Origin of the sequence: Citrobacter braakii, from assembly GCF_009648935.1 — a bacterium.
Classification (GTDB): domain Bacteria; phylum Pseudomonadota; class Gammaproteobacteria; order Enterobacterales; family Enterobacteriaceae; genus Citrobacter; species Citrobacter braakii.
The window spans coordinates 4,199,296-4,222,159 of record NZ_CP045771.1 but is presented as its reverse complement, the minus strand read 5'-3'; the positions used below and the strand labels follow the sequence as shown (position 1 = coordinate 4,222,159).

25 protein-coding genes and 1 tRNA gene are annotated in these 22,864 nt (G+C 52.5%); 14 read left to right on the top strand and 12 right to left on the bottom strand.

What is annotated here, in order from left to right; all coding sequences use genetic code 11:
* Positions 1–5: 5 nt before the first annotated feature.
* Complete coding sequence (locus tag GFC06_RS19960) at positions 6–632, bottom strand: glutathione S-transferase family protein (RefSeq protein ID WP_141875023.1); 627 nt, start codon at positions 630–632, stop codon at positions 6–8.
* 328 nt (positions 633–960) lie between these two features.
* Between GFC06_RS19960 and dacC the strand changes: the two genes are divergently transcribed.
* On the top strand, positions 961–2,163 hold the full coding sequence (gene dacC, locus GFC06_RS19955; protein WP_141875515.1) for a serine-type D-Ala-D-Ala carboxypeptidase: 1,203 nt from the start codon (positions 961–963) through the stop codon (positions 2,161–2,163).
* Between the two features lie 45 nt (positions 2,164–2,208).
* Here the strand turns inward: dacC and deoR are convergent, their stop codons facing one another.
* Together deoR and ybjG are read right to left on the bottom strand one after the other, a co-directional pair.
* Positions 2,209–2,967 (bottom strand): DNA-binding transcriptional repressor DeoR, encoded by a 759-nt coding sequence (gene deoR, locus GFC06_RS19950; protein WP_019076372.1) that lies wholly within the window; start codon positions 2,965–2,967, stop codon positions 2,209–2,211.
* 64 nt (positions 2,968–3,031) lie between these two features.
* The gene (gene ybjG / locus GFC06_RS19945; RefSeq protein ID WP_047501218.1) at positions 3,032–3,640 is read right to left on the bottom strand and encodes an undecaprenyl-diphosphate phosphatase; all 609 of its coding nucleotides are present in this window, start codon (positions 3,638–3,640) and stop codon (positions 3,032–3,034) included.
* Between the two features lie 297 nt (positions 3,641–3,937).
* On the opposite strand from ybjG, the gene GFC06_RS19940 reads away from it, so the two are divergent.
* Positions 3,938–5,170, top strand: coding sequence for an MFS transporter (locus GFC06_RS19940; RefSeq protein ID WP_047501216.1), 1,233 nt, complete (start codon positions 3,938–3,940; stop codon positions 5,168–5,170).
* Between the two features lie 28 nt (positions 5,171–5,198).
* On the opposite strand, the gene GFC06_RS19935 is transcribed toward GFC06_RS19940, so the two are convergent.
* The 3 genes from GFC06_RS19935 to GFC06_RS19925 all read right to left on the bottom strand — a co-directional run bounded on the left by GFC06_RS19935 (position 5,199) and on the right by GFC06_RS19925 (position 7,610).
* On the bottom strand, positions 5,199–5,480 hold the full coding sequence (locus GFC06_RS19935) for a hypothetical protein (protein ID WP_047501213.1): 282 nt from the start codon (positions 5,478–5,480) through the stop codon (positions 5,199–5,201).
* Between the two features lie 106 nt (positions 5,481–5,586).
* Complete coding sequence (locus GFC06_RS19930; protein ID WP_049282702.1) at positions 5,587–6,402, bottom strand: Cof-type HAD-IIB family hydrolase; 816 nt, start codon at positions 6,400–6,402, stop codon at positions 5,587–5,589.
* Complete coding sequence (locus GFC06_RS19925) at positions 6,402–7,610, bottom strand: MFS transporter (protein ID WP_141875024.1); 1,209 nt, start codon at positions 7,608–7,610, stop codon at positions 6,402–6,404. The genes GFC06_RS19930 and GFC06_RS19925 overlap by 1 nt, the downstream gene beginning before the upstream one ends.
* 85 nt (positions 7,611–7,695) lie before the next feature.
* Between GFC06_RS19925 and GFC06_RS19920 the strand changes: the two genes are divergently transcribed.
* Positions 7,696–8,256, top strand: a complete 561-nt coding sequence (locus GFC06_RS19920) for a TetR/AcrR family transcriptional regulator (RefSeq protein ID WP_029139468.1) — start codon at positions 7,696–7,698, stop codon at positions 8,254–8,256.
* Here the strand turns inward: GFC06_RS19920 and GFC06_RS19915 are convergent.
* On the bottom strand, positions 8,243–9,040 hold the full coding sequence (locus GFC06_RS19915) for an SDR family NAD(P)-dependent oxidoreductase (RefSeq protein WP_046274660.1): 798 nt from the start codon (positions 9,038–9,040) through the stop codon (positions 8,243–8,245). The two genes, GFC06_RS19920 and GFC06_RS19915, sit on opposite strands and share 14 nt — an antisense overlap.
* Positions 9,041–9,307: 267 nt before the next feature.
* On the bottom strand, positions 9,308–10,993 hold the full coding sequence (locus tag GFC06_RS19910; RefSeq protein WP_016152406.1) for an aspartate:alanine antiporter: 1,686 nt from the start codon (positions 10,991–10,993) through the stop codon (positions 9,308–9,310).
* Between the two features lie 269 nt (positions 10,994–11,262).
* Between GFC06_RS19910 and GFC06_RS19905 the strand changes: the two genes are divergently transcribed.
* Positions 11,263–11,643, top strand: a complete 381-nt coding sequence (locus tag GFC06_RS19905) for an inner membrane protein YbjM (RefSeq protein ID WP_016152407.1) — start codon at positions 11,263–11,265, stop codon at positions 11,641–11,643.
* A gap of 34 nt (positions 11,644–11,677) precedes the next feature.
* Here the strand turns inward: GFC06_RS19905 and GFC06_RS19900 are convergent, their stop codons facing one another.
* Complete coding sequence (locus tag GFC06_RS19900; RefSeq protein ID WP_016152408.1) at positions 11,678–11,941, bottom strand: GrxA family glutaredoxin; 264 nt, start codon at positions 11,939–11,941, stop codon at positions 11,678–11,680.
* Positions 11,942–12,113: 172 nt separating this feature from the next.
* Between GFC06_RS19900 and GFC06_RS19895 the strand changes: the two genes are divergently transcribed.
* From GFC06_RS19895 to rlmC, 10 genes are all read left to right on the top strand, one after another.
* Complete coding sequence (locus GFC06_RS19895) at positions 12,114–12,404, top strand: YbjC family protein (protein WP_016152409.1); 291 nt, start codon at positions 12,114–12,116, stop codon at positions 12,402–12,404.
* Positions 12,388–13,110 (top strand): nitroreductase NfsA, encoded by a 723-nt coding sequence (nfsA, locus tag GFC06_RS19890; RefSeq protein WP_016156098.1) that lies wholly within the window; start codon positions 12,388–12,390, stop codon positions 13,108–13,110. The genes GFC06_RS19895 and nfsA overlap by 17 nt, the downstream gene beginning before the upstream one ends.
* Before the next feature lie 59 nt (positions 13,111–13,169).
* Positions 13,170–14,072 carry a 30S ribosomal protein S6--L-glutamate ligase gene (gene rimK, locus GFC06_RS19885; RefSeq protein ID WP_016152412.1) on the top strand — a complete coding sequence of 301 codons (903 nt, stop codon included), beginning with the start codon at positions 13,170–13,172 and terminating at the stop codon, positions 14,070–14,072.
* Positions 14,073–14,162: 90 nt separating this feature from the next.
* Positions 14,163–14,639 carry a type III secretion system chaperone family protein gene (locus GFC06_RS19880; protein WP_153690562.1) on the top strand — a complete coding sequence of 159 codons (477 nt, stop codon included), beginning with the start codon at positions 14,163–14,165 and terminating at the stop codon, positions 14,637–14,639.
* A 433-nt stretch (positions 14,640–15,072) separates the two neighbouring features.
* A complete protein-coding gene (potF, locus tag GFC06_RS19875; protein ID WP_016152414.1) occupies positions 15,073–16,185 on the top strand; it encodes a spermidine/putrescine ABC transporter substrate-binding protein PotF in 1,113 nt (370 codons plus the stop codon).
* A gap of 138 nt (positions 16,186–16,323) precedes the next feature.
* Complete coding sequence (gene potG / locus GFC06_RS19870; protein WP_043015733.1) at positions 16,324–17,457, top strand: putrescine ABC transporter ATP-binding subunit PotG; 1,134 nt, start codon at positions 16,324–16,326, stop codon at positions 17,455–17,457.
* A gap of 9 nt (positions 17,458–17,466) precedes the next feature.
* The gene (gene potH, locus GFC06_RS19865) at positions 17,467–18,420 is read left to right on the top strand and encodes a putrescine ABC transporter permease PotH (protein ID WP_016152416.1); all 954 of its coding nucleotides are present in this window, start codon (positions 17,467–17,469) and stop codon (positions 18,418–18,420) included.
* A complete protein-coding gene (gene potI / locus GFC06_RS19860) occupies positions 18,417–19,262 on the top strand; it encodes a putrescine ABC transporter permease PotI (RefSeq protein ID WP_016152417.1) in 846 nt (281 codons plus the stop codon). Before potH ends, potI begins: the two co-directional genes overlap by 4 nt.
* Before the next feature lie 59 nt (positions 19,263–19,321).
* Positions 19,322–19,810 carry a YbjO family protein gene (locus GFC06_RS19855; RefSeq protein WP_047501197.1) on the top strand — a complete coding sequence of 163 codons (489 nt, stop codon included), beginning with the start codon at positions 19,322–19,324 and terminating at the stop codon, positions 19,808–19,810.
* 41 nt (positions 19,811–19,851) lie between these two features.
* Positions 19,852–20,979: a 23S rRNA (uracil(747)-C(5))-methyltransferase RlmC gene (gene rlmC / locus GFC06_RS19850; protein ID WP_153690561.1), complete on the top strand. Its 1,128-nt coding sequence runs from the start codon at positions 19,852–19,854 to the stop codon at positions 20,977–20,979.
* Positions 20,980–21,067: 88 nt separating this feature from the next.
* Here the strand turns inward: rlmC and GFC06_RS19845 are convergent.
* The 3 genes from GFC06_RS19845 to GFC06_RS19835 all read right to left on the bottom strand — a co-directional run bounded on the left by GFC06_RS19845 (position 21,068) and on the right by GFC06_RS19835 (position 22,859).
* Positions 21,068–21,155, bottom strand: a tRNA-Ser gene (locus GFC06_RS19845).
* A gap of 149 nt (positions 21,156–21,304) precedes the next feature.
* Positions 21,305–21,982, bottom strand: coding sequence for an isochorismatase family protein (locus tag GFC06_RS19840; protein ID WP_016156101.1), 678 nt, complete (start codon positions 21,980–21,982; stop codon positions 21,305–21,307).
* A 16-nt stretch (positions 21,983–21,998) separates the two neighbouring features.
* On the bottom strand, positions 21,999–22,859 hold the full coding sequence (locus tag GFC06_RS19835; RefSeq protein ID WP_153690560.1) for a pirin family protein: 861 nt from the start codon (positions 22,857–22,859) through the stop codon (positions 21,999–22,001).
* Between the last annotated feature and the right edge of the window lie 5 nt (positions 22,860–22,864).

Sequence of the window (22,864 nt, the reverse complement as noted above, 5' to 3'; positions counted from 1 at the left end):
TTTAGTTAGCTGACCGGGATCATCACGACTTTTTGAAACGCCGGACGTTCGGTCAGTTGCTGATACCAGTGCTCCAGATGTGGGCGCGGGGTCCAGCTCAGGCCAACGTTGAACAGGTTATAGATAAACGGCGCAACGGCGATATCGGCAGTGCCAAATTCAGCCCCGGAGAACCATGGCTGGTCCGCCAGCGCGTTATCCAGAATAGCAAACAGGTTATCGCACACCTGACTACCCGCCTCTATTGCCGCCATATCGCGTTTCTCGGCAGGGGTTCTGACCAGGCCAAACAAGATAACCCGATGCGCAGGACTTAGCGTCTGGTTTGCCCAGTCCATCCATTTTTCACCGACGGCGCGCGCGGCCGGGGTGTCAATCCACAAACGCTTTTGTCCGTACTGAGCTGCCAGATAGCGGACAATGGTATTGGATTCCCACAGAACAACGTCCGTTTCATCATCACGTAGCAGCGGGACCAGTCCGTTCGGGTTGAGTGCCAGATAGTCGGCATCGCGGTTACCGCCATGCTGTCCGCCCGCCAGAATTTGGTTATACGGCAGTTCCAGTTCCTCGAGCGTCCACAATACTTTTTTTACGTTGGTCGAGTTATTGCGACCCCACAGTGTAATCATAGTAACCCCGCAAATTAATTGAGCAGCTTTATGGCTGCTGATGCCATCTGACTAGCCCACATGGTGGGGTAAACCTAATATTTACGCAACAAAGTCTAAAAAAATCGTGCCGGGAGCAGCGCAGCGCGGTGTTATTGCATAAACTTTAAAAACTTTACCAACTTACGGTTTCTTTAAGCTCGTTAGTGCGTTATTACTCACCGCACTTATTTTACACGTCATCCATCAGACCTTTTCTGCATGGGTTGGTCAGGGTCGCCTGGCTGGTTTTGTGTAAACACGGTGTGGTATGACGTGGTTTTTTGGAATGGATACTCGGGTGGCATTTATGACGCAATACTTCTCTTCACTTCGCAGCTTTGCTGCAGGTTCTGCACTCTTAATCCTTTTGGCGCCGGGCGTACAGGCGGCGGAGCAACCAACGGCCCCACCGAGCGTCGACGCGCGCGCGTGGATCCTAATGGATTACGCCAGCGGTAAGGTACTGGCGGAAGGTAATGCTGATGAGAAACTGGATCCTGCCAGTCTGACTAAGATCATGACCAGCTATGTGGTCGGTCAGGCGCTGAAGGCCGGGAAAATTAACCTCAACGATATGGTCACCGTGGGCAAAGACGCCTGGGCGACCGGTAATCCGGCCCTGCGCGGTTCGTCTGTTATGTTCCTCAAGCCCGGCGATCAGGTTGCAGTGTCCGATCTGAACAAAGGCGTTATCATCCAGTCTGGTAACGATGCCTGTATCGCACTGGCTGATTACGTTGCCGGCAGCCAGGAATCCTTCATTGGTCTGATGAACGGCTACGCGAAAAAACTGGGGCTGACCAATACCACTTTCCAGACCGTGCATGGCCTGGATGCGGCAGGACAGTTCAGTACCGCACGTGATATGGCCCTGCTCGGGAAGGCGCTAATCCACGATGTACCGGAAGAGTACGCTATCCACAAAGAGAAAGAATTTACCTTTAATAAAATCCGCCAGCCGAACCGCAACCGTTTGTTGTGGAGCACCAACCTGAACGTGGACGGTATGAAAACCGGTACCACGGCCGGGGCGGGATACAACCTGGTTGCTTCCGCGACCCAAGGGGATATGCGCCTGATCTCTGTGGTGTTGGGGGCGAAAACCGACCGCATTCGTTTTAATGAGTCAGAAAAGTTGCTGACCTGGGGCTTCCGCTTCTTTGAAACCGTTACGCCGATTAAACCGGATGCCACTTTCGTGACGCAGCGCGTCTGGTTTGGCGATAAGAGTGAAGTTAATTTGGGCGCCGGAGAAGCGGGCTCGGTGACTATCCCGCGTGGTCAGCTCAAAAACCTGAAGGCCAGCTTTACCCTGACCGAACCACAGTTAACCGCGCCGCTGAAGAAAGGCCAGGTTGTGGGAACTATCGACTTCCAGTTGAACGGGAAATCCATCGAGCAGCGTCCACTGATGGTGATGGAGGCCGTGGAAGAGGGGGGATTCTTTAGTCGCATGTGGGACTTTGTGATGATGAAATTCCACCAGTGGTTTGGCGGCTGGTTCTCTTAATCTTAGCGTTTGCCGGATGACGCTATCGCCATCCGGCAGTATCGCTTAATACATCAGTTTGATACGTTGCGCTTTCGCGTACTCAACAAACGCCTCGTCAGGACGGCTATCGCTGACGATGGTATTAAAGCGTTTTACTTCACCCATCCGCGCAGGACGCACCTTACCAAATTTGCTGTGATCGACCACCAGCACGTGATGCTGCGCCATCGACATCGCCCAGTGTTTCACCGGTAGCTCTTCCAGGTTAAAACAGGTCGCGCCTTTCTCAATATGAACGCCAGCTGCGGAATAAAAAGCGATATCCGGGCACAGGTTGTTCAGCGTTTCCTGGAAATCAAGCGGTTTGAAAATTGCGTTGCTGGCATGGAATTCGCCACCACACAGAATGACGCGGCACTGCGGTTTTTCCTGCAGCACCAGAAACGTATTCAGCGAGTAGCAGATTGCGGTGAAAGGCAATTCATTGTCGATAGCCTCAATGATCCACGGCGTGGTGGTACCACAGTCGAAAAAGATAGTCTGGTGTGCCTGCACGAGGCTTGCCGCCATCTGGGCGGCACGGCGCTTTTCATCAACCAGTCGGGATTTTTGATCGCTGATTAAATAGTGATTGGCGCTGCGGGGTTCCAGAACAATATAGCCCCCGAGCAAGACGACGGGAGCATCGTGATTATTCAGGTCGCGACGAATGGTCATCTCAGATACGCCCAGCAGCGTCGCGGCTTCTTTGAGGTGTAATTTATCGCTGCGTTTCAGCGCCTGCAGTAATTGACCAATACGCTCGTCGCGTCGAGTTTCCATAGTTCCCCTGGAGAGTAGAATAAGTGCTCAGTATCGCGCTTAATACTACTCTTTTTACCGTGGGTTAGTCACGCACCCAGCCTTTACGGATGGGCAGAGCGAAGCAGGCGCGATAGCAATATTGCAAGCCGAGGTACAGGGGCGTGCCAAACCGCTGCCAGATCATCTGGGCACTCAGGCAGCCAATCAGCCCGGCGAGTAATCCTCCCAGCATATCCAGCGGCCAGTGTACGCCAAGGTAGACCCGCGACCAGGCAATCGCCACAGCAACGACCATCAGCAGAGCGCCCGTCCACAGGCGATGCCAGAACAGGAAAGCCAGTGCAAAGGTAAAGATAACCGTACCGTGATCGCTCGGGAAAGAGTCATCCGCCGCATGATGCAGGAAGTTGTAACCGATGTGGTTAACAAACGGACGATCGTGAGGAAACAGATGCCCCATCAGCCATGAAATCGTCAGACCGACGATCAGCGCAATCGCCATTTTTATAACTAACTGGCGCTGGAGAGTAACCTGGGCCCGCGGCCCCCAAAGCCAAAGCACAACGGCTAACAGCGGTACGATGTTAATCAGGTCTTTGGCAATAAAAATGGCAAGCGATATCATCCATTGCGCAGAGTCCGGCGTGGCATTGATGAGATAAAAAAGTGAGTTGTTCAGATTTTCCAGCATAACGTCCAGACTCAGTGTAATCGTTAAAAAGGCCCATGAGGGGAGAGCATAAAATTGCTTTCACGGGATAAAAAGCGGTCTTGTCTTATTTGTCTGTTAAATGACTATTTTTCAGACAATTAATGAGACTTATTGAACATGATAGCGGCCTCAACTTAAATTAACCTTAACGCAAAATGTTCCTGAGCAATTGAGTGTAAAAATGTGCGCAATTTGCTTGCAAATCACATAATTCACTATCACCAGTACGGCGCATTTATTACACTTTGCGCGATTTTCCTATAGTTAAGAGACTGCATGCAGAACCGTTTATCTTCAGGCGCCCGTTTGGGGCGTCAGGCATTACTTTTCCCTCTCTGTCTGGTGCTTTACGAATTCTCTACTTATATCGGCAACGATATGATCCAGCCCGGAATGTTGGCGGTGGTGGAGCAATATAATGCCGGATTAGATTGGGTGCCCACATCCATGACCGCCTATCTGGCTGGCGGCATGTTTTTGCAGTGGTTATTAGGACCGCTGTCGGATCGAATTGGACGTCGCCCGGTGATGTTAACCGGCGTGCTCTGGTTCATTGTGACCTGCCTTGCAACCCTGCTTGCGCAGAATATTGAGCAATTTACCTTCCTGCGTTTTTTACAAGGGATAAGCCTGTGCTTTATTGGCGCGGTGGGTTACGCCGCAATTCAGGAATCCTTTGAAGAAGCGGTGTGCATAAAAATTACCGCGCTGATGGCAAACGTAGCGTTGATTGCGCCCCTGCTGGGGCCGCTGGTCGGCGCTGCCTGGGTACATGTTCTGCCGTGGGAAGGGATGTTTATCCTGTTTGCCGCCCTGGCCGCCATCTCTTTTTTTGGTCTGCAACGCGCGATGCCGGAAACGGCAACCCGGCTTGGCGAAAAGCTGTCGATTAAAGAGCTGGGCAAAGATTATAAGCTGGTGCTGAGGAACGTGCGCTTCGTTGCAGGCGCGCTGGCATTGGGTTTTGTCAGCCTGCCGTTACTGGCGTGGATTGCGCAGTCCCCGATTATTATCATCAGCGGTGAACATCTCAGCAGCTACGAATATGGCCTGTTGCAGGTACCGATTTTTGGCGCGTTGATTGCCGGTAACCTGGTACTGGCGCGCCTGACCTCGCGAAAAACCGTACGTTCGCTGATTATCATGGGCGGCTGGCCAATCGCCGTCGGGCTGGTGATTGCCGCTGCGGCCACGGTGGTGTCATCCCATGCTTATCTATGGATGACGGCGGGTTTAAGCATCTATGCGTTTGGTATTGGCGTGGCGAATGCGGGACTGGTACGTCTGACGCTGTTTGCCAGTGAAATGAGTAAGGGCACGGTTTCTGCCGCCATGGGTATGTTGCAGATGCTGATTTTTACCGTCGGTATTGAGCTGAGTAAACACGCTTATCTGCTCGGAGGAAACGGCTTGTTCAGCCTGTTCAATCTGGCAAGCGGCGTACTGTGGGTGATTCTGATGGTTATCTTCCTGAAAGATAAACGGGTAGGGGATTCACGGGAAGGTTAAAGCCCGGTTGCCCGGGCCAGGCAAAAACTTAGTGGTGATCGTCAATCTGGTGTTCGATGATCATTCCTTCACCGACGCTTGCAACATGTCGCGCATAAGGATGTGCGCGATAGACTGGGGCCGGGGCAGGCGTCGGAGCAACATACACCGTTTGTGGTGCGGTGGTGACGCTGACCGCCTGCGGAACGTTGACGGAAGAGGGCACTACCACCACCTTATAACCGCTTGGTACATCAACGGTAACGCTTTGCGCAAATGTTGTCCCCGCAAAACCCAGCAACAATGTCGCTATCAGTACACTTTTCTTCATAATCCGCTCGTCTGAATATTCACTGGAGGTAATAATCCAGCGGGTTAATTTGAGGCGGATTATGAATAGATCATGCCATCATTTTGTTGCCGTCTGTGCTGAGGCGTTATTGCGTAAACGGTGCTTCATTCTTTAACACGCGGTCGATAATATCCAGCACGCCCTCTTCGTTGTTCGACCCCGCGCGATATTTTGCCGCCTGGATAACCGGCTCATGGGCGTTCGCCATTGCAAAACTAAATCCTGCCTGACGCAGCATCTCAATATCATTGCCGCCATCGCCAAACACAACAACCTCATCGTCGGTAATATTCCAGCGTTGTTGCAGCAGACGCAGACCGTTTGCCTTATGCACACCGGGTATAATTAAATCGATACTGCCGTAGCCGGTATGTACCGGCACCATAATGTCGCCAATCGCCTCATGGAGGTCAGCCTGCACCTGGGGGATACGATCGTCTGAAATATTTAGCCCGAACTTGAAGAAAATGTCGTTGAGGTTGTCAAAATTATCCACAAATTCAAGACGATGATAATACATGGCGGAGACAGTCTTATGCTCATCGCTGTACCGCTTCAGGGTATAGGCGCTATTTTTACCGCAGGCGATAATGTCGATGTCCGTACGGGTCAGCAGATGTTCCATGATGGCCTGGAAATCGTCTTTTGCCAGCTCGCCGTTAAAGACATCTTCCCCTTCACTGACCACCCATCCGCCGTTTTCGGCGACAAATGAGATTTCACTGGCCAGTTCAGGGAAAAAGGAGATGAGCTGGTAATACTGGTTACCGCTGGCGACCACAAAGCGGATCCCTTGTTCTTTCATCTGGCGGTATTGCGCCATAAAGCGCTCACGATTATAGGTTTTTTGGTCGCTTAAAAATGTGCCGTCCATGTCGACTGCAATCAGTTTGATACGCATTAGCTGTTCTCCATCACAGTGGTGTTTTTGAGATCCGGTTTTGCCACCGCTTTCGCGACGATGGCGGCGACAAGCACCAGCGCCAGCACCACCAGCATAGCGCTACGCAGGCCGTAGTGTTCACCCAGGTAGCCCAGCAGCGGTGGTCCAACCAGGAATGCCAGATAGCCGGTAGTGGCGACAACGCTGACGCGGGTTGGCGCATCGGGGCCGGTGTCGCTGGCAGCCGAAATGGTCAGTGGGAATCCCAGTGATGCGCCGAGTCCCCACAGAATAACGGAAACACCCGCCACCCAAGTGCTGTCGACAAAAATAATCAGGCTAATCCCAAGAGCACCCATAAGCGCACTGGCGCGTACTACCGCGACGCGGCTGTAGCGGTCGATGAACCAGCCGCCAGTAAATCGTCCAACGGTCATACCCAGCGTAAATCCGGCATAAATCAGCGAGCCTGATGTCGGGCTAAATCCATGTCCGTCCACCATCAGCAGCGGAAGCCAGTCGTTGGCGGAACCTTCAGCAAATGCCATTGCGAGCACCACGACGCCAATCAGCAATAACTGAATATCGCGATAAAAAGGCAGCCCTTTTTCGCTGGAGTGAGACCCGTCAGCGGCATTTTTCCCCGTGCCGTCAGGAATGGCTTTGATGGCGATGAAGATAGGGGTGATAGCCACCATCGCCGCCAGCAAGATATGCACGGTCGCCGGTACGCTGAAGGCGGTAAGCATCATCCCGACTCCGGCACCCGCCAGCGTTCCCAGGCTGTAAAAACCGTGCATCATCGGCAGTACGGTTTTATTCATTTCGCGCTCAACAGCCGCACCTTCGACGTTGATGGCAACTTCTGCTGCGCCAAAGCTGGCGCCGAACACGCCCAGACCAAATGCGAAAAGCCATGCGGAATGCAGCCAGAGCGCCACGCTGAGGATTGCCATTCCGAGGACAGCGCAAGACATGGTGGTGCGGATCACTTTACGCGTGCCAAATCGTTTCACCAGCCAGGCCGAACAAAGAATGCCACTCATCGAACCAATTGAGAGTCCAAACAGCACCGCGCCCATTTCGGCGGTTGAGATGGAGAGGATATCTCTGATGGCAGGGGTACGCGTTGCCCAGGAGGCCATTAATAATCCTGGTAAAAAGAAGAACGTGAACAGTGCCCAGGTGCGACGTCTTAAGGCTTTGCGTGATGAGATGCCAGTCATGAATTCGAGCCGAAGAAAAGAGGAAAGAAGACAACCTTAGCAAGGTTGTGTACATTTGTACACAAATGCAAGAAGAGGTAATGCAGTGCGACGTGCGAACGATCCGCAGCGGCGGGAAAAAATAGTTCAGGCGACTCTGGATGCGGTAATAGCCCATGGTATTCATGCGGTTACACATCGGAAGATTGCGACAATTGCTCAGGTGCCCTTGGGTTCTATGACCTATTACTTTTCGGGAATTGATGAGCTTTTAATGGAGGCGTTTGACCGTTTTACTGACAGGATGATGCTGCAGTATCAGGCTTTTTTTGCCGACGTTGCGGATGCGTCGCAGGCTTGCCATGCGATTACCGATATGATTTACAGCTCCCAGGTCACGACACCCGATAACATGGAACTCATGTATCAGCTGTATGCCTTCGCCAGCCGTAAACCGGCACTAAAAACGGTGATGCAAAACTGGATGTTACGCAGCCAACAAACGCTGGAGCAGTGGTTTGCTCCGGTTACGGCGCGGGCGCTGGATGCGTTTATTGAAGGGATGACGCTGCATTTTGTCACGGACAAAAAACCACTGCGGCGAGAAGATATCTTGCTGATGGTGGAGCGTATTGCGGGGTTGCCCGCAACGGTCAGTTGTGCGTAGCGCCGCCGGTAATATTCACCACCGTTGCGGTGATTGCTCCGGCATGGTCTGAAGCCAGAAAGGTCATTACCTCAGCGATTTGTGCAAGCGTAGGCAGACGCCCAAGCATGGTACTTTGCGCCGCACCAGCTAACCATTGTGCGACGGTAATACCCATTGACTGCGCTTTAGCGGTAAAAATTTCCCCGGTATAGGAACCGGCCTGAACGGCATCCACAATCGCATGCGAGCGCACGCCGACGACCCGAATATTCGCCGGCCCCAGTTCGCTGGCAAGCGCTTTAATAAAGGCCTCTGTTCCCGCACAACCGACGATGTGTCCCAGATGTCCAGGCATCGCCATCGGGGCCGCTGGCGCAACAACGGTGAGAATGACGCCAGCACGATTGCCGCCCATGTGTGGTGTTACGGCTTTTGCGATATTGAACTGCGCCGAGAGGAAAGGGGTGATACCGCTCATAAACTCAGAAAGGGATAATGCCTCGATGCGTTTGCCCTGTTCATGCATAAAGCCGGTTGCGTTAACCACCACATCTATTCCACCGGTTTGCTGCGCAAGCTGAGTAACTTGTTTTGAGGTGCCGTATTCGTCGAGTACATCGGTGACAAAGGTTTCGACGGCACCGCCCGCGGTTCGAATGCTACTGGCCGCCCAATCCAGCTTTTCCTGACTGCGCGCGCCCAGATACACATGAGCGCCTTCACGCGCCATGGCATGCGCAACTGCACTGCCTATAGCGCCGCTGCCACCGAAGATTACCGCGACTTTGCCTGCGAGTAACATAGCACCCCCCATTACCATTTAGCTCTGACTAAAAGTATGTGTCATAACCAGCATGCTGCAAATGTGAGAGAGTTTCGGGGGAGGGAGTCAGCGATCGCAAAATTCAGGCAACAAAAAACCCATCAACCTTGAACCAAAACGGCGGGGTTGATGGGCTCCACAAATTGGGGACATCAAAGAAAAGCAGTGGCAATAGTTATGACTGACGTCTTGAAGAAAAGTTCTGCTTACCTGCAAAAAATTTTCGTTTAAGAGTAAATTTCAGCGCTAACCAAGCCCAGGCCAGACAATGACGATGAGTGTCCCCGCTAATGTCAGCAGTACGTTGGCAATTGCGTAGGTCCCGGCATAGCCTAATGCGGGGATGTTGCTGCGTGCCGTATCGCTGATGATTTCCATTGCCGGAGCGCAGGTCCGCGCGCCCATCATGGCGCCAAAAAGCAGGGCGCGGTTCATGCGCAATACGTAAGCACCGAATAAGAAACAGATGACAACCGGCACCAGGCTGACAACCAGGCCGGCAATCAGCATTTGCCCACCCACGGCGCCAAGGCCATTGCCAATGCCGCTGCCCGCGCTTAAACCGACGCCTGCCATAAATACCATCAGGCCAAACTCTTTGACCATGTTCAGCGCCCCCTGTGGGATATAGCCAAACGTTGGATGGTTGGCACGCAGGAAGCCCAACATGATCCCGGCGAATAGCAGTCCAGCCGCATTCCCGATGCCGAAGCTGAAATTACTGAACTGGAAGGTGATCATCCCGATCATCAGACCGATGATAAAGAAGGCGCAGAAGGCCAGCAGATCGGTCACCTGACTGTGAATGGAAATGAAGCCGATACGATCAGCAATGGTTTTGACGCGGCGAGCATCCCCACTGACCTGCAGCACGTCGCCTTTATTAAGCACGACGTTATCATCGATAGGCATTTCAATCTGGCTACGGATCACGCGGTTGAGAAAACAGCCGTGATCGGTCAGCTTCAACTGGGCCAGGCGGCGGCCAACGGCATTGTGGTTTTTCACCACAATCTCCTCAGTAACGATGCGCATATCGAGCAGATCGCGATCGAACACCTCTTTACCATTACGGAAGCTGGGATCGAGGCGGGCATGCGCATCCGGATAACCCACCAGGGCTATCTCATCGCCCATTTGCAGTACCGCGTCGCCATCCGGGTTGGCCAGGATGCCGTTGCGACGGATGCGTTCAATGTAACAACCGGTCTGGCGGTAGATACCCAGCTCGCGCAGATTTTTGCCATCGGCCCATGCCACCAGTTCCGGGCCAACGCGATAGGCACGAATTACCGGCAGATAAACCTTACGGTTGGCATCAGTGTCCAGACCCCGTTCACGTGCGATTTGTTGGGCGCTGGTTTGCAGATCCTGATGCTGAAGTTTCGGCAGGTAGCGCGCGCCAACAATCAGACTGACCAAACCAATCAAATAGGTGAGCGCATAACCGAGGCTCAGGTTATCGAGGGCGGTTGAAAGCGATGTCCCCGACATTCCGGAATGGCGCAAGGTGTCACCCGCGCCGACCAGCACCGGCGTTGAGGTCATCGAGCCGGCCAGCATACCTGCCGTCAGGCCGATGTCCCAGCCAAATAGCTTACCCAGCCCCAGGGCGATCAGCATGGCGCTGCCGACCATCACCAGAGCAAGCATTAGATAATTTTTCCCATCGCGAAAAAAAATCGAAAAAAAGTTGGGACCGGCTTCGACGCCGACACAAAAAATAAACAGCATAAAGCCGAGATTTAATGCATCGGTGTTAATACTAAAGTGCTGTTGACCTAATAATAGGGACACCACTAAAACGCCAATGGAATTACCGAGTTGGACTGAACCCAGACGTAATTTACCCAGACACAGGCCCAGTGCCAGGACCACAAATAATAACAGGATGTAATTCCCATTTAACAAATCTGCGACGTTTATATTCACGGAGACTAACTTCTTGTTTACTAGTAAGCTATTGAAAGAAATGGCAATTTACGCTAATGTTTTTGCCAGAAATTAAGGGGCGACAGCTTCGTACACAGCCCCGAATAATGCAGCATAACAATATATGCGGTTAGTTTAATCTCATTACGTATCAACGGCTATAAGAATCGTGTGAGTGTGTTTTTGGCATGGAATGCCTGGTTACTTTATCTGACTGGACGCCTGCGGGCGAAAAGAGTGTTCGATAGAGAATGTGTCAGGAGGAACAATTGAAACATAAGCAAAGTTGGGCGGGTGCGGTCTGCTGCTTTGTGCTCTTTATTGTGGTGTGTCTTTCATTAACGCTGAACGTGAAAGGGGCATTCAGAGCGGCAGGGCATCCTGAGGTCGGATTGTTGTTTTTTATCCTGCCTGGTGCTGCTGCAAGCTTTTTCTCCCATCGTCGGGAGGTGCTCAAACCCCTTCTTGGTGCCATGCTGGCGGCGCCGTGCTGTCTGTTACTGATGCGGTTCGTTTTTATGCCGACGCGTTCATTGTGGCAAGAGCTGGCGTGGTTGTTTAGTGCGGTGTTTTGGTGCGCGCTTGGCGCATTGTGTTTTTTGTTTATCAGCAACTTGTTCAATCAGCATCATCGACGGAAAAAGAACTGAAGACGCCCTCCAGCGGAGGGCGTAGAAACGGCGATCAGGCGAACAGATTCATGTTCTCTTTTGCCCACGCTTCAAAATCCGTGCAGCCGCCGATGTGTTTTTGATCAACAAAAATCTGCGGAACGGTTTCAACTGGCTTACCTACCGTCTTTTCCAGATCGGCTTTCGTAATACCTTCGGCATGGATATCAATGTAGCGGAAGTTAAAATCGTCATGCTCATTGCTTAATTTTTCTGCTAATTCTTTTGCGCGCACGCAATACGGGCACCCTGGACGACCAAAAATAACGGCAAACATCTCTCTCTCCTCGAACTTATCAGGCCGGATGGCAATACTTGTTATGATGCCGCGATTTGTGACAGATGAAAAGCAGGTTCAGCCTGTTGCTTTGATATCCTCAAGCTATAACTGTTAAACACGTCAAGCCGGAACGTTTTATAATGAAAGCCATTTCGCCGGGAGGCCGCTTATGCGCACAATTGGTGCATTACCCAAAAGCGTATTGATGCTGGAAATAATCGGGATGGTTTTGTTATCGCTGGCGCTGCTATCGCTTAACGATTACCTCACTTTACCCGCACCGCTTGGCAGTCCGTTAGCCTGCGTGGTGATGATATTTCTGGGTGTGCTGCTGATGCTTCCCGCCGCGGTGGTATTAACGTGGCGTATTGCTCAACTGGTTGCGCCGCAGTTGATGTCACGAACCCCCGGTGATTCTTCACGTTCAGACAGAGAAAAAAGAGATGACGCCAACCATTGATTTACTTCGTAGCCACCGTTCCATTCGCCATTTCACCGATGATGCCATTTCGGATGCGCAGCGGGAGGCGATTATTGCCGCCGCTCAGGGGACCTCAAGCTCCAGTTTTTTACAATGCACAACCATCGTTCGCATAACGGATAACGCACTGCGCGAATCACTGGCTACTTTATCCGGCGGACAAAAACATGTGGCGCAGGCCGCCGAGTTCTGGGTGTTTTGCGCTGACTTTAATCGCCATTTGCAGATTTGCCCTGACGCGCAACTCGGGCTGGCGGAACAGCTGCTACTGGGCGTTGTTGATACCGCGATGATGGCGCAAAATGCGCTGACGGCGGCAGAGTCTTTGGGGCTTGGCGGCGTGTTTATTGGCGGTCTGCGAAATAACATTGAGCCGGTCACTGAACTGCTGAAGCTTCCGCAACACGTTCTGCCGTTGTTTGGGCTGTGCCTCGGCTGGCCTGCTGATAACCCGGATATCAAGCCGCGACTGCCAGCGTCGCTTGTGGTGCACGAAAATCAGTATCAGCCACTCAACAAAGACGTTTTATCGCAATATGATGAGCAGCTCGCGCAGTACTATCTGACCCGCGGGAGCAATACGCGCCGTGACACCTGGAGCGACCATATTCGCCGCACCATCATTAAAGAAAGTCGTCCCTTTATCCTGGAATATTTGCATAAACAGGGATGGGCTACGCGCTAAAGATTTTAACGCAGTGTATGATACGCCAGCTTTTACCAGGTCATTCAGAGAGGTGCAGGGTGAAAATTGCCATTTTGTCCCGGGACGGAACGCTCTATTCTTGTAAGCGCCTGCGTGAAGCGGCGATGCAGCGTGGTCACCTGGTTGAAATTATCGATCCCCTTTCTTGCTATATGAACATCAGCCCGGCGGCGTCCTCAATTCATTATAAGGGCCGCCAGCTTCCTCATTTCGATGCAGTGATCCCAAGGATTGGTTCAGCGATTACCTTTTACGGTACTGCGGCGTTGCGCCAGTTTGAGATGCTGGGTAGCTATCCGCTGAATGAGTCGGTAGCAATTACGCGTGCGCGCGATAAGCTGCGTTCGCTGCAGTTGCTGGCGCGTCAGGGAATCGATTTACCCATCACCGGGATTGCTCACTCTCCGGACGATACCAGCGACATGATTGACATGGTTGGCGGCGCGCCGCTGGTGGTGAAACTGGTTGAAGGTACGCAGGGGATCGGCGTGGTACTGGCGGAAACGCGCCAGGCCGCAGAAAGCGTGGTGGATGCCTTTCGTGGGTTGAATGCCCATATTCTGGTTCAGGAATATATCAAAGAAGCGAAAGGGCGAGATATTCGCTGTTTCGTGGTCGGTGACGAGGTGGTGGCCGCCATTGAGCGCCGGGCCAAAGAAGGTGATTTTCGTTCTAATCTCCATCGCGGTGGGGTTGCCACTATTGCGAATATCACGCCGCGCGAAAGGGAAATTGCGCTCAAAGCCGCTCAGACAATGGGTCTGGACGTTGCTGGCGTTGATATTCTGCGTGCTGAACGTGGGCCGCTGGTCATGGAGGTCAACGCTTCTCCTGGCCTGGAAGGGGTGGAGAAAACCACCGGAATAGACATTGCCGGCAAGATGATCCAGTGGATTGAGCGTCACGCTACGCCTGAATTTTGCCTTAAAATCGGCGGCTAAGCACAATATCGATTGCGATCGTAGTATGACACGCTCTTTTTGCGTAAGCTGTGCCGGTATTTTTTTCATCAATAGAGGTCGCACATTATTATGACATCACTGGTCGTTCCCACTCTGGATACGTTGCGTCAATGGCTCGACGACCTGGGCATGAGTTTTTTTGAATGCGATACCTGTCAGGCGCTGCATTTGCCGCACATGCAGAATTTTGACGGCATCTTTGATGCAAAAGTTGATTTGGTCGATAACGTCATTCTGTTTTCGGCGATGGCAGAAGTCAGACCTTCTGCACTACTGCCGCTGGCCGCCGATCTGTCTGCGATTAACGCCAGTTCACTCACGGTGAAAGTCTTTCTGGATATGCAGGATGATAATCTGCCAAAGCTGGTGGTCTGCCAGTCTTTATCCGTTATCCCGGGCGTGACGTTTGAGCAGTTCGAATATTTTGTTCGCCAGAGTGAAGAGCAAATATCGATGGTGATCCTCGAGGCCGGTGCGCATCAGCTGTTATTTAACGCTGAAGAAGATGCGCAAAACAGCAACGCCGAAGTTCATTTCCTCCATTAATTCTTCCTGAATCTGGACATATATTGCGCAGCCGCTGCCAAAGCGGTTGCGTATTGCCTGTTTTTATTCTGCATTTAACCGTTCATTAAAGAATTATTCACCTCCATTCAGCGCCTTCCACTGTATGTCATAGACAATTCATGCATAAAAAATTGATAAAAGACGTTTTTTAATCTGGGCTATATCCACAAATCCTGGCTAAAGTTATTCTTGCGAAGCTTATCAACGTCATCATTCAAACAGCCCCTTGTGGCCTGACCTGTGGCCACAATGCATATTGAATGCATGGGCGGATAACAGCGCGCAATAGCGGCGTGAGGAGAGTCCTCTCTTTTCATGGGTGCCGCTTGAAAGAATATGCACGTTTCTTGCATATCATTAGAGTGTGACATTTTTGTTCGTTTGTTAACGAACTTTCAGAAGGAAAGAGATTATGACCGCCTTAAATAAACGATGGTTACCAGGCCTGGTTGCGGGTGCTCTGATGGCCATCTCTGCTGGCACGCTCGCTGCTGAACAAAAAACGCTGCATATTTATAACTGGTCTGATTATATTGCCCCGGATACGGTGGCTAATTTTGAAAAAGAGACCGGAATTAAAGTTATCTATGACGTATTTGATTCCAATGAAGTGCTGGAAGGTAAGCTCATGGCTGGCAGTACCGGCTTTGACCTTGTCGTTCCATCCGCCAGTTTCCTTGAGCGTCAACTGACCGCGGGCGTCTTCCAGCCGCTGGATAAGAGCAAATTGCCTGGCTGGAAAAACCTCGATCCTGAGCTGCTGAAGCTGGTGGGTAAACACGATCCGGACAACAAGTTTGCGATGCCGTATATGTGGGCAACAACCGGTATTGGCTATAACGTGGATAAAGTGAAAGCGGTACTGGGGCCAGATGCGCCGGTTAATAGCTGGGATCTGATCCTCAAGCCAGAAAATCTGGAAAAACTCAAAAGCTGCGGCGTCTCTTTCCTCGACGCGCCCGAAGAAGTGTTTGCCACCGTGCTGAATTATTTGGGTAAAGATCCAAACAGTACCAAAGCGGATGATTACACCGGACCGGCAACCGATCTGCTGTTGAAACTGCGCCCGAACATTCGCTACTTCCACTCCTCGCAGTACATTAACGACCTAGCAAACGGTGATACCTGCGTGGCGATTGGCTGGGCCGGGGATGTATGGCAGGCGGCAAACCGGGCGAAAGAAGCGAAAAATGGCGTCAATATTTCCTTCTCAATTCCTAAGGAAGGTGCGATGGCCTTCTTTGATGTGTTCGCGATGCCAGCCGATGCGAAAAACAAAGACGAAGCCTATCAGTTCCTCAACTACCTGCTGCGCCCTGATGTAATTGCGCATATTTCTGACCACGTGTTCTATGCCAATGCCAACAAAGAAGCGACAGCACTGGTCAGCCAGGACGTGCGCGACAACCCGGGCATTTACCCGCCTGCCGATGTTCGCGCCAAGCTGTTCACGCTGAAAGTACAGGATCCGAAGATCGACCGTGTACGTACTCGCGCCTGGACGAAGGTAAAAAGCGGGAAATAACCCGATGTACGGGACGTGACCCGGCAGGATTTACGCCTGCCGGGCAGTGTTGATCCCGGACACATATAACCCGGCAATACGCACCACCGTGGTGCGTTATTTGCACCGTTTCTTTGTTTTATGCCGGAGAGCGCCTAATTGAATGATGCAACCCCACGCCCACAAGCGAAAATCCGCAAGGCGCTGACCCCGCTGCTTGAAATTCGCAACCTGACCAAGTCCTTTGACGGTCAGCACGCCGTTGATGACGTCAATCTTACTATCTATAAAGGCGAAATATTTGCTCTGCTCGGGGCGTCCGGCTGCGGTAAATCGACCCTGTTGCGGATGCTGGCGGGATTTGAACAGCCAACAACCGGGCAAATTATGCTTGATGGCGTCGATTTAGCGCATGTCCCGCCTTATCTGCGTCCGATTAATATGATGTTTCAGTCCTATGCACTGTTTCCGCACATGACGGTAGAGCAGAACATTGCCTTTGGCCTCAAGCAGGACAAGCTGCCAAAGGCTGAAATCGCCAGTCGGGTGAATGAGATGCTGGGCCTGGTGCATATGCAGGAGTTCGCCAAACGTAAGCCGCATCAGCTTTCTGGCGGTCAGCGTCAGCGCGTGGCGTTGGCGCGTAGCCTGGCGAAACGCCCGAAGCTGCTGTTGTTGGATGAACCGATGGGGGCGCTGGATAAAAAGCTCCGTGACCGCATGCAACTGGAAGTGGTGGATATCCTTGAACGTGTCGGCGTGACCTGCGTGATGGTGACGCACGATCAGGAAGAAGCCATGACGATGGCGGGCCGCATTGCGATCATGAACCGTGGCAAATTTGTCCAGATCGGCGAGCCTGAAGAGATCTACGAGCATCCGACTACGCGTTACAGTGCAGAATTTATCGGTTCGGTTAACGTCTTTGAAGGACTGCTGAAAGAGCGTCAGGAAGATGGTCTGGTTATTGAGTCTCCAGGACTGGTACATCCGCTGAAAGTGGACGCAGACGCTTCCGTTGTCGATAACGTCCCGGTGTATGTTGCGCTGCGCCCGGAAAAAATCATGCTCTGCGAAGCCCCTCCGCCAGAGGGATATAACTTCGCGGTAGGCGAAGTGGTGCACATTGCCTATCTGGGTGATTTGTCGGTGTACCACGTACGCTTGAAAAGTGGCCAGATGCTGAGCGCTCAGTTACAAAATGAACATCGTTATCGCAAGGGATTACCAACCTGGGGTGACGAAGTCCGTTTATGTTGGGATGCGGACAGCTGTGTGGTGTTGACGGTTTAAGGAGCGAAGATGAGTACACTTGAACCTCCGGCGCGCGTGGATAACGTGGGGCGTTTCACGCTGTTTATGTCGCGGCTGCAAATGAAGCACGGGCGCAAGCTGGTCATCGCGCTGCCGTATGTGTGGCTGATGCTCCTGTTTCTGCTGCCGTTTCTGATCGTCTTCAAAATCAGTTTGGCTGAAATGGCGCGGGCTATTCCGCCGTATACCGACCTCATTTCATGGGCTGACGATCAGTTATCCATCACCCTCAATTTAGGCAATTTCCTGCAACTGACGGACGATCCGCTCTATTTTGATGCGTACCTGCAATCTTTGCAGGTAGCGGGGATTTCGACTGTCTGTTGCCTGCTATTGGGATATCCGCTGGCATGGGCGGTTGCGCACAGCAAACCCTCGACACGCAATATTCTGTTGCTGCTGGTGATCCTGCCGTCCTGGACGTCATTTTTGATTCGCGTATACGCCTGGATGGGGATCCTAAAAAATAACGGTGTCCTGAACAACGTTCTGATGTGGCTGGGCGTTATCGACCAACCGTTGACGATTCTGCACACCAATCTGGCGGTCTATATCGGTATTGTTTACGCCTATTTGCCCTTTATGGTGCTGCCGATTTATACCGCGCTGACGCGTATTGATTACTCGCTGGTGGAAGCGGCACTGGATTTAGGCGCCCGACCATTGAAAACCTTCTTTAGCGTGATCGTGCCGTTGACCAAGGGCGGGATTATCGCCGGGTCAATGCTGGTGTTTATCCCGGCGGTTGGAGAGTTTGTGATCCCGGAACTGCTGGGCGGCCCGGACAGCATCATGATTGGGCGCGTGCTTTGGCAGGAGTTTTTCAATAACCGAGACTGGCCGGTGGCTTCTGCCGTCGCCATTATTATGCTGCTGTTACTGATTGTGCCGATCATGTGGTTCCATAAATATCAGCAAAAAAGCGTGGGGGAACACGGATGAATAACTTACCGGTCGTTCGCTCGCCGTGGCGTATTTTTATCCTGGTACTGGGTTTTACCTTCCTGTACGCGCCGATGCTGATGTTGGTTATCTATTCGTTTAACAGCTCCAAGCTGGTGACGGTCTGGGCGGGGTGGTCAACGCGTTGGTATGGTGAGCTTTTCCACGATAGCGCGATGATAAGCGCCGTCGGCATGAGCTTAACGATTGCCGCCTGTGCTGCGACGATGGCGGCAATTCTCGGTACCATCGCCGCCGTGGTGATGGTGCGCTTTGGTCGTTTTCGTGGATCAAATGGTTTCGCCTTTATGATCACCGCACCGCTGGTGATGCCGGATGTCATTACCGGTTTGTCGCTGCTGCTGCTGTTTGTGGCTTTGGCGCACGCCATCGGCTGGCCAGCGGATCGCGGTATGTTGACCATCTGGCTGGCGCACGTCACATTCTGTACAGCGTACGTGGCGGTAGTGATTTCCTCGCGTTTACGCGAACTGGATCACTCCATTGAGGAAGCGGCGATGGATCTTGGCGCCACGCCGCTGAAGGTCTTTTTCGTCATCACGCTGCCGATGATTATGCCGGCGGTGATCTCAGGGTGGTTACTGGCCTTCACGCTGTCGCTTGATGATCTGGTCATTGCCAGTTTTGTCTCTGGTCCTGGCGCCACAACGTTACCCATGCTGGTGTTCTCCAGCGTACGTATGGGGGTCAATCCGGAGATCAACGCGCTGGCGACGTTGATACTTGGCGTAGTAGGAATTATCGGATTTATCGCGTGGTATCTGATGGCGCGAACAGAAAAACAACGGATTCGCGATATCCAACGTGCAAGACGCGGCTGAAAAAACTAAAATCTGCCAACCTGTCTATACGGCGCAGCTGCGGTGGCTGCGCCGTTTTCATGGAAGACGACGCGTTGGGATTTTTTAAGAAATCATCCACATCACATGCCCGTTTAAACGTCCCTACTTTAGTGCAGGTGGCGGCGCTGGCTATTATCATGATCCGCTGTCTCGATCTGTTGATGATTTTTAATACGCTCGGGTTTCGCGGAACCAGCGAGTTTATTCATCGCAGCGTCCAGACCTGGAATTTGACGCTGGTGTTTCTGGGTAGCCTGGTGCTGCTGTTTATCGAAATTTACTGCGCATTTTCGCTGGTTAAAGGTCGGAACTGGGCACGCTGGGTCTATCTACTGACCCAGATTATCGCCAGCTTCTATCTGTGGGCGGCCTCATTGGGCTATGGATATCCGGAACTGTTCAGTATTGCGGGAGAGTCCAGACGTGAAATCCTGCATACGCTGGTGATGCAAAAATTGCCGGATATGCTGGTGTTGCTACTGCTGTTTGTTCCTGCGTCCAGCAGGCGGTTCTTCCGCTTGCAATAACGTGTATAATCTTCGCCCCCTGTTAATTTTTAGGTTTTTGTATGCAGTGCGCACTTTATGACGCCGAACGCTGCCGCTCTTGTCAGTGGATAACGCAGCCTGTCGCCGATCAACTCTTCGCCAAAACAGCCGATCTGCAGAATCTGCTGGCCGATTATCCGGTCGGAGAATGGTGCGCGCCGGTCAGCGGCCCGGAGAGCGCTTTTCGTAATAAAGCCAAAATGGTGGTCAGCGGCAGCGTGGAAAAACCGCTGCTGGGGATGCTGCATCGTGACGGTACGCCGGAGGATTTGTGCGAGTGTCCGCTCTATCCTGAGTCTTTTGCGCCGGTGTTTGCCGCACTTAAACCGTTTATCGCCCGTGCGGGGTTGACGCCCTATAACGTGGCGCGCAAACGCGGGGAGCTGAAATATCTGCTGTTAACGGAAAGCCGGTTTGATGGCGGTATGATGCTGCGTTTTGTTCTGCGCTCCGATGCGAAACTGGCACAACTGAGTACGGCGCTGCCATGGTTACAGGCCCAGCTTCCGCAATTAAAAGTGATCACCGCCAATATTCAACCTGTGCATATGGCGATTATGGAAGGGGAGAGCGAAATCTTCCTGACGGAACAACAGGCGCTGGCTGAACGCTTTAACGATGTGCCATTGTGGATACGCCCACAGAGCTTCTTCCAGACCAACCCCGTGGTGGCTGGGAATTTATATGCCACGGCGCGCGATTGGGTGCGACAGCTTCCGGTTAATCACATGTGGGATCTGTTTTGCGGCGTAGGGGGTTTTGGTTTGCACTGCGCCACGCCGCAGATGAAACTGACGGGTATTGAAATTGCGCCAGAGGCCATTACTTGCGCGAAACAGTCGGCGCAGGAGCTTGGTTTGCAGAATCTGCATTTTCAGGCGCTGGATTCAACCCAGTTTGCTACCGCGCAGGGAGAAGTGCCGGACCTGGTGCTGGTGAATCCGCCTCGTCGGGGGATTGGGAAGCCGCTGTGCGATTTTCTTTCCCGCATGGCGCCGCGTTTTATCGTTTACTCCAGCTGTAATGCACAAACCATGGCAAAGGATTTCCGCGAGTTGCCTGGATATCGCATTGAACGCGTCCAACTTTTTGATATGTTCCCACATACCGCGCATTACGAAGTGTTAACACTGCTCAGCCGACAATAACCGACATGCCTGATGGCGCTACGCTTATCAGGCAAATGCAACATGCGAAAAAAAAGCCCGTACTTGCGTACGAGCTCTTTCTTGAATATGGCGGTGAGGGGGGGATTCGAACCCCCGATACGTTGCCGTATACACACTTTCCAGGCGTGCTCCTTCAGCCACTCGGACACCTCACCATATTGTATTGCTGCCTGACCGCTTGGGGGGCAACGGGGCGCTACTATAGGGAGTTGCGCTAATACGGTCAAGCAGAATTTACGTGTTAACTCTCGTTTGGTTACGCAATGTACATATTCCTCCGCCCGGACAGGCGCGGAGAATATGATTAGCGCTGCGAGTCCAGTTTTTCGCCGTTGGTCACGACTTCCTGGGCCTTGCTATAGCTCTCGATCAGCAACTGATAAGCCGGGAAGATTTTGGTATACACTTCCGCCCATTCAGCGGCGTCTTCCCGGTTCCATGTTCCCTGAATTTCAGAAGCGACGGCGGCGGTATCCATCGGTATCACGCCAGCCTGAACAACACGTGCCAGGGTGATTTCCTGCGCCATTTTGCTGTAAGTACCGGAAGCGTCGATCACTGCGAAGACCTTGTAGCCCTCCGCAACCGCGCTGATGGCCGGGAAAGCCATGCACACGCTGGTGATCGTACCGGCGATAATCAGCGTCTTACGACCAGTAGCTTTGACCGCTTTCACGAAGTCTTCGTTATCCCAGGCGTTGATTTCGCCTTTACGTGCTACATATTGGGCATGTGGCGCATTGGCATGGATCTCTGGGATCAACGGGCCGTTAGGCCCCTGCGGTACCGATGCCGTGGTAATTACCGGCATCTTCGCCAGGGTTGCGATTTTAGCCAGCGCGGCGGCACGCGCACGCAGTTCCGGCATTGGCATATCGCCGACGGTCTGGAACAGCCCACTCTGATGATCGATAAGCAGCATGACGGAATCATTCACATCGATGACCGGACGTGAACCATTAAAGTTTGCAGGACTGGACATATTCTTCTCCTTCGATTCAGATTTGGCCAAAGCGGCCGGAGTTAAAATCGCGGACGGCTTCAGCGATTTCTTGTTTCGTATTCATCACAAACGGACCGTAACCTACAATCGGCTCGTTCAATGGTTCGCCAGACAGCAGCAGCACGCTGGCGTCGCTGGTGGCTTCAATGTGTAGCGTTTTCCCCTGCTGGCTTAGCACTACCAGTTGTGCTTCGCCGGCAGACGTGGTGCCGTTTACGGTGATATTCCCTTTTAATACCACCAGAGCGGTGCTCCACCCTTCAGACTGGGACAACGTCAGCGGATGATTACGTTGCAGGCGCATATCCCAGACGTTCAGCGGTGAAAAGGTGTGTGCCGGGCCTTTCGTATCCTGATAGCTGCCCGCGATCACGCGAACGCTGCCTGCATCATCGGGCAAGGCGACGGTGGGAATAACATCGCTGCTGATGCCCTGATAACCCGGTACGGCCATTTTGTCTTTTGCCGGCAGATTGACCCACAGTTGCACCATTTCCAGTTCACCGCCCTGACGGGTAAATTCCGGGGAGTGGAACTCTTCGTGTAATATTCCTGCACCAGCGGTCATCCACTGCACATCGCCAGGGCCGATAATGCCGCCGCGACCGGTTGAATCACGGTGTTCAACTTCGCCGCTGTAAACGATAGTCACCGTCTCAAAACCGCGGTGAGGGTGTTCACCTACGCCGCGTTTTTCGTTACCCGGCGTGAACGTATGCGGACCCGCGTAATCAAGCAGCAGGAACGGGCTTAATTGCTCAGCATGAGACTGGTAAGAGAACATCGAGCGAACCGGAAATCCATCGCCAACCCAGTGTGGGCGAGGTGCGGTGTAGACGCCTGTTACTTGTTTCATATGTG

Bases quoted from the DNA above. Each gene is read 5' to 3' on its own strand.
- nfsA (WP_016156098.1), top strand. From the start codon at position 12,388: ATGACGCCAACCATTGATTTACTTCGTAGCCACCGTTCCATTCGCCAT.
- potI (WP_016152417.1), top strand. From the start codon at position 18,417: ATGAATAACTTACCGGTCGTTCGCTCGCCGTGGCGTATTTTTATCCTG.
- GFC06_RS19835 (WP_153690560.1), bottom strand. From the start codon at position 22,859: ATGAAACAAGTAACAGGCGTCTACACCGCACCTCGCCCACACTGGGTT.
- deoR (WP_019076372.1), bottom strand. From the start codon at position 2,967: ATGGAAACTCGACGCGACGAGCGTATTGGTCAATTACTGCAGGCGCTG.
- GFC06_RS19960 (WP_141875023.1), bottom strand. From the start codon at position 632: ATGATTACACTGTGGGGTCGCAATAACTCGACCAACGTAAAAAAAGTA.
- GFC06_RS19880 (WP_153690562.1), top strand. From the start codon at position 14,163: ATGACATCACTGGTCGTTCCCACTCTGGATACGTTGCGTCAATGGCTC.
- rlmC (WP_153690561.1), top strand. From the start codon at position 19,852: ATGCAGTGCGCACTTTATGACGCCGAACGCTGCCGCTCTTGTCAGTGG.
- dacC (WP_141875515.1), top strand. From the start codon at position 961: ATGACGCAATACTTCTCTTCACTTCGCAGCTTTGCTGCAGGTTCTGCA.
- potH (WP_016152416.1), top strand. From the start codon at position 17,467: ATGAGTACACTTGAACCTCCGGCGCGCGTGGATAACGTGGGGCGTTTC.
- GFC06_RS19855 (WP_047501197.1), top strand. From the start codon at position 19,322: ATGGAAGACGACGCGTTGGGATTTTTTAAGAAATCATCCACATCACAT.
- potF (WP_016152414.1), top strand. From the start codon at position 15,073: ATGACCGCCTTAAATAAACGATGGTTACCAGGCCTGGTTGCGGGTGCT.
- GFC06_RS19925 (WP_141875024.1), bottom strand. From the start codon at position 7,610: ATGACTGGCATCTCATCACGCAAAGCCTTAAGACGTCGCACCTGGGCA.
- GFC06_RS19840 (WP_016156101.1), bottom strand. From the start codon at position 21,982: ATGTCCAGTCCTGCAAACTTTAATGGTTCACGTCCGGTCATCGATGTG.
- GFC06_RS19935 (WP_047501213.1), bottom strand. From the start codon at position 5,480: ATGAAGAAAAGTGTACTGATAGCGACATTGTTGCTGGGTTTTGCGGGG.
- GFC06_RS19940 (WP_047501216.1), top strand. From the start codon at position 3,938: ATGCAGAACCGTTTATCTTCAGGCGCCCGTTTGGGGCGTCAGGCATTA.
- ybjG (WP_047501218.1), bottom strand. From the start codon at position 3,640: ATGCTGGAAAATCTGAACAACTCACTTTTTTATCTCATCAATGCCACG.
- GFC06_RS19915 (WP_046274660.1), bottom strand. From the start codon at position 9,040: ATGTTACTCGCAGGCAAAGTCGCGGTAATCTTCGGTGGCAGCGGCGCT.
- GFC06_RS19900 (WP_016152408.1), bottom strand. From the start codon at position 11,941: ATGTTTGCCGTTATTTTTGGTCGTCCAGGGTGCCCGTATTGCGTGCGC.
- GFC06_RS19930 (WP_049282702.1), bottom strand. From the start codon at position 6,402: ATGCGTATCAAACTGATTGCAGTCGACATGGACGGCACATTTTTAAGC.
- GFC06_RS19895 (WP_016152409.1), top strand. From the start codon at position 12,114: ATGCGCACAATTGGTGCATTACCCAAAAGCGTATTGATGCTGGAAATA.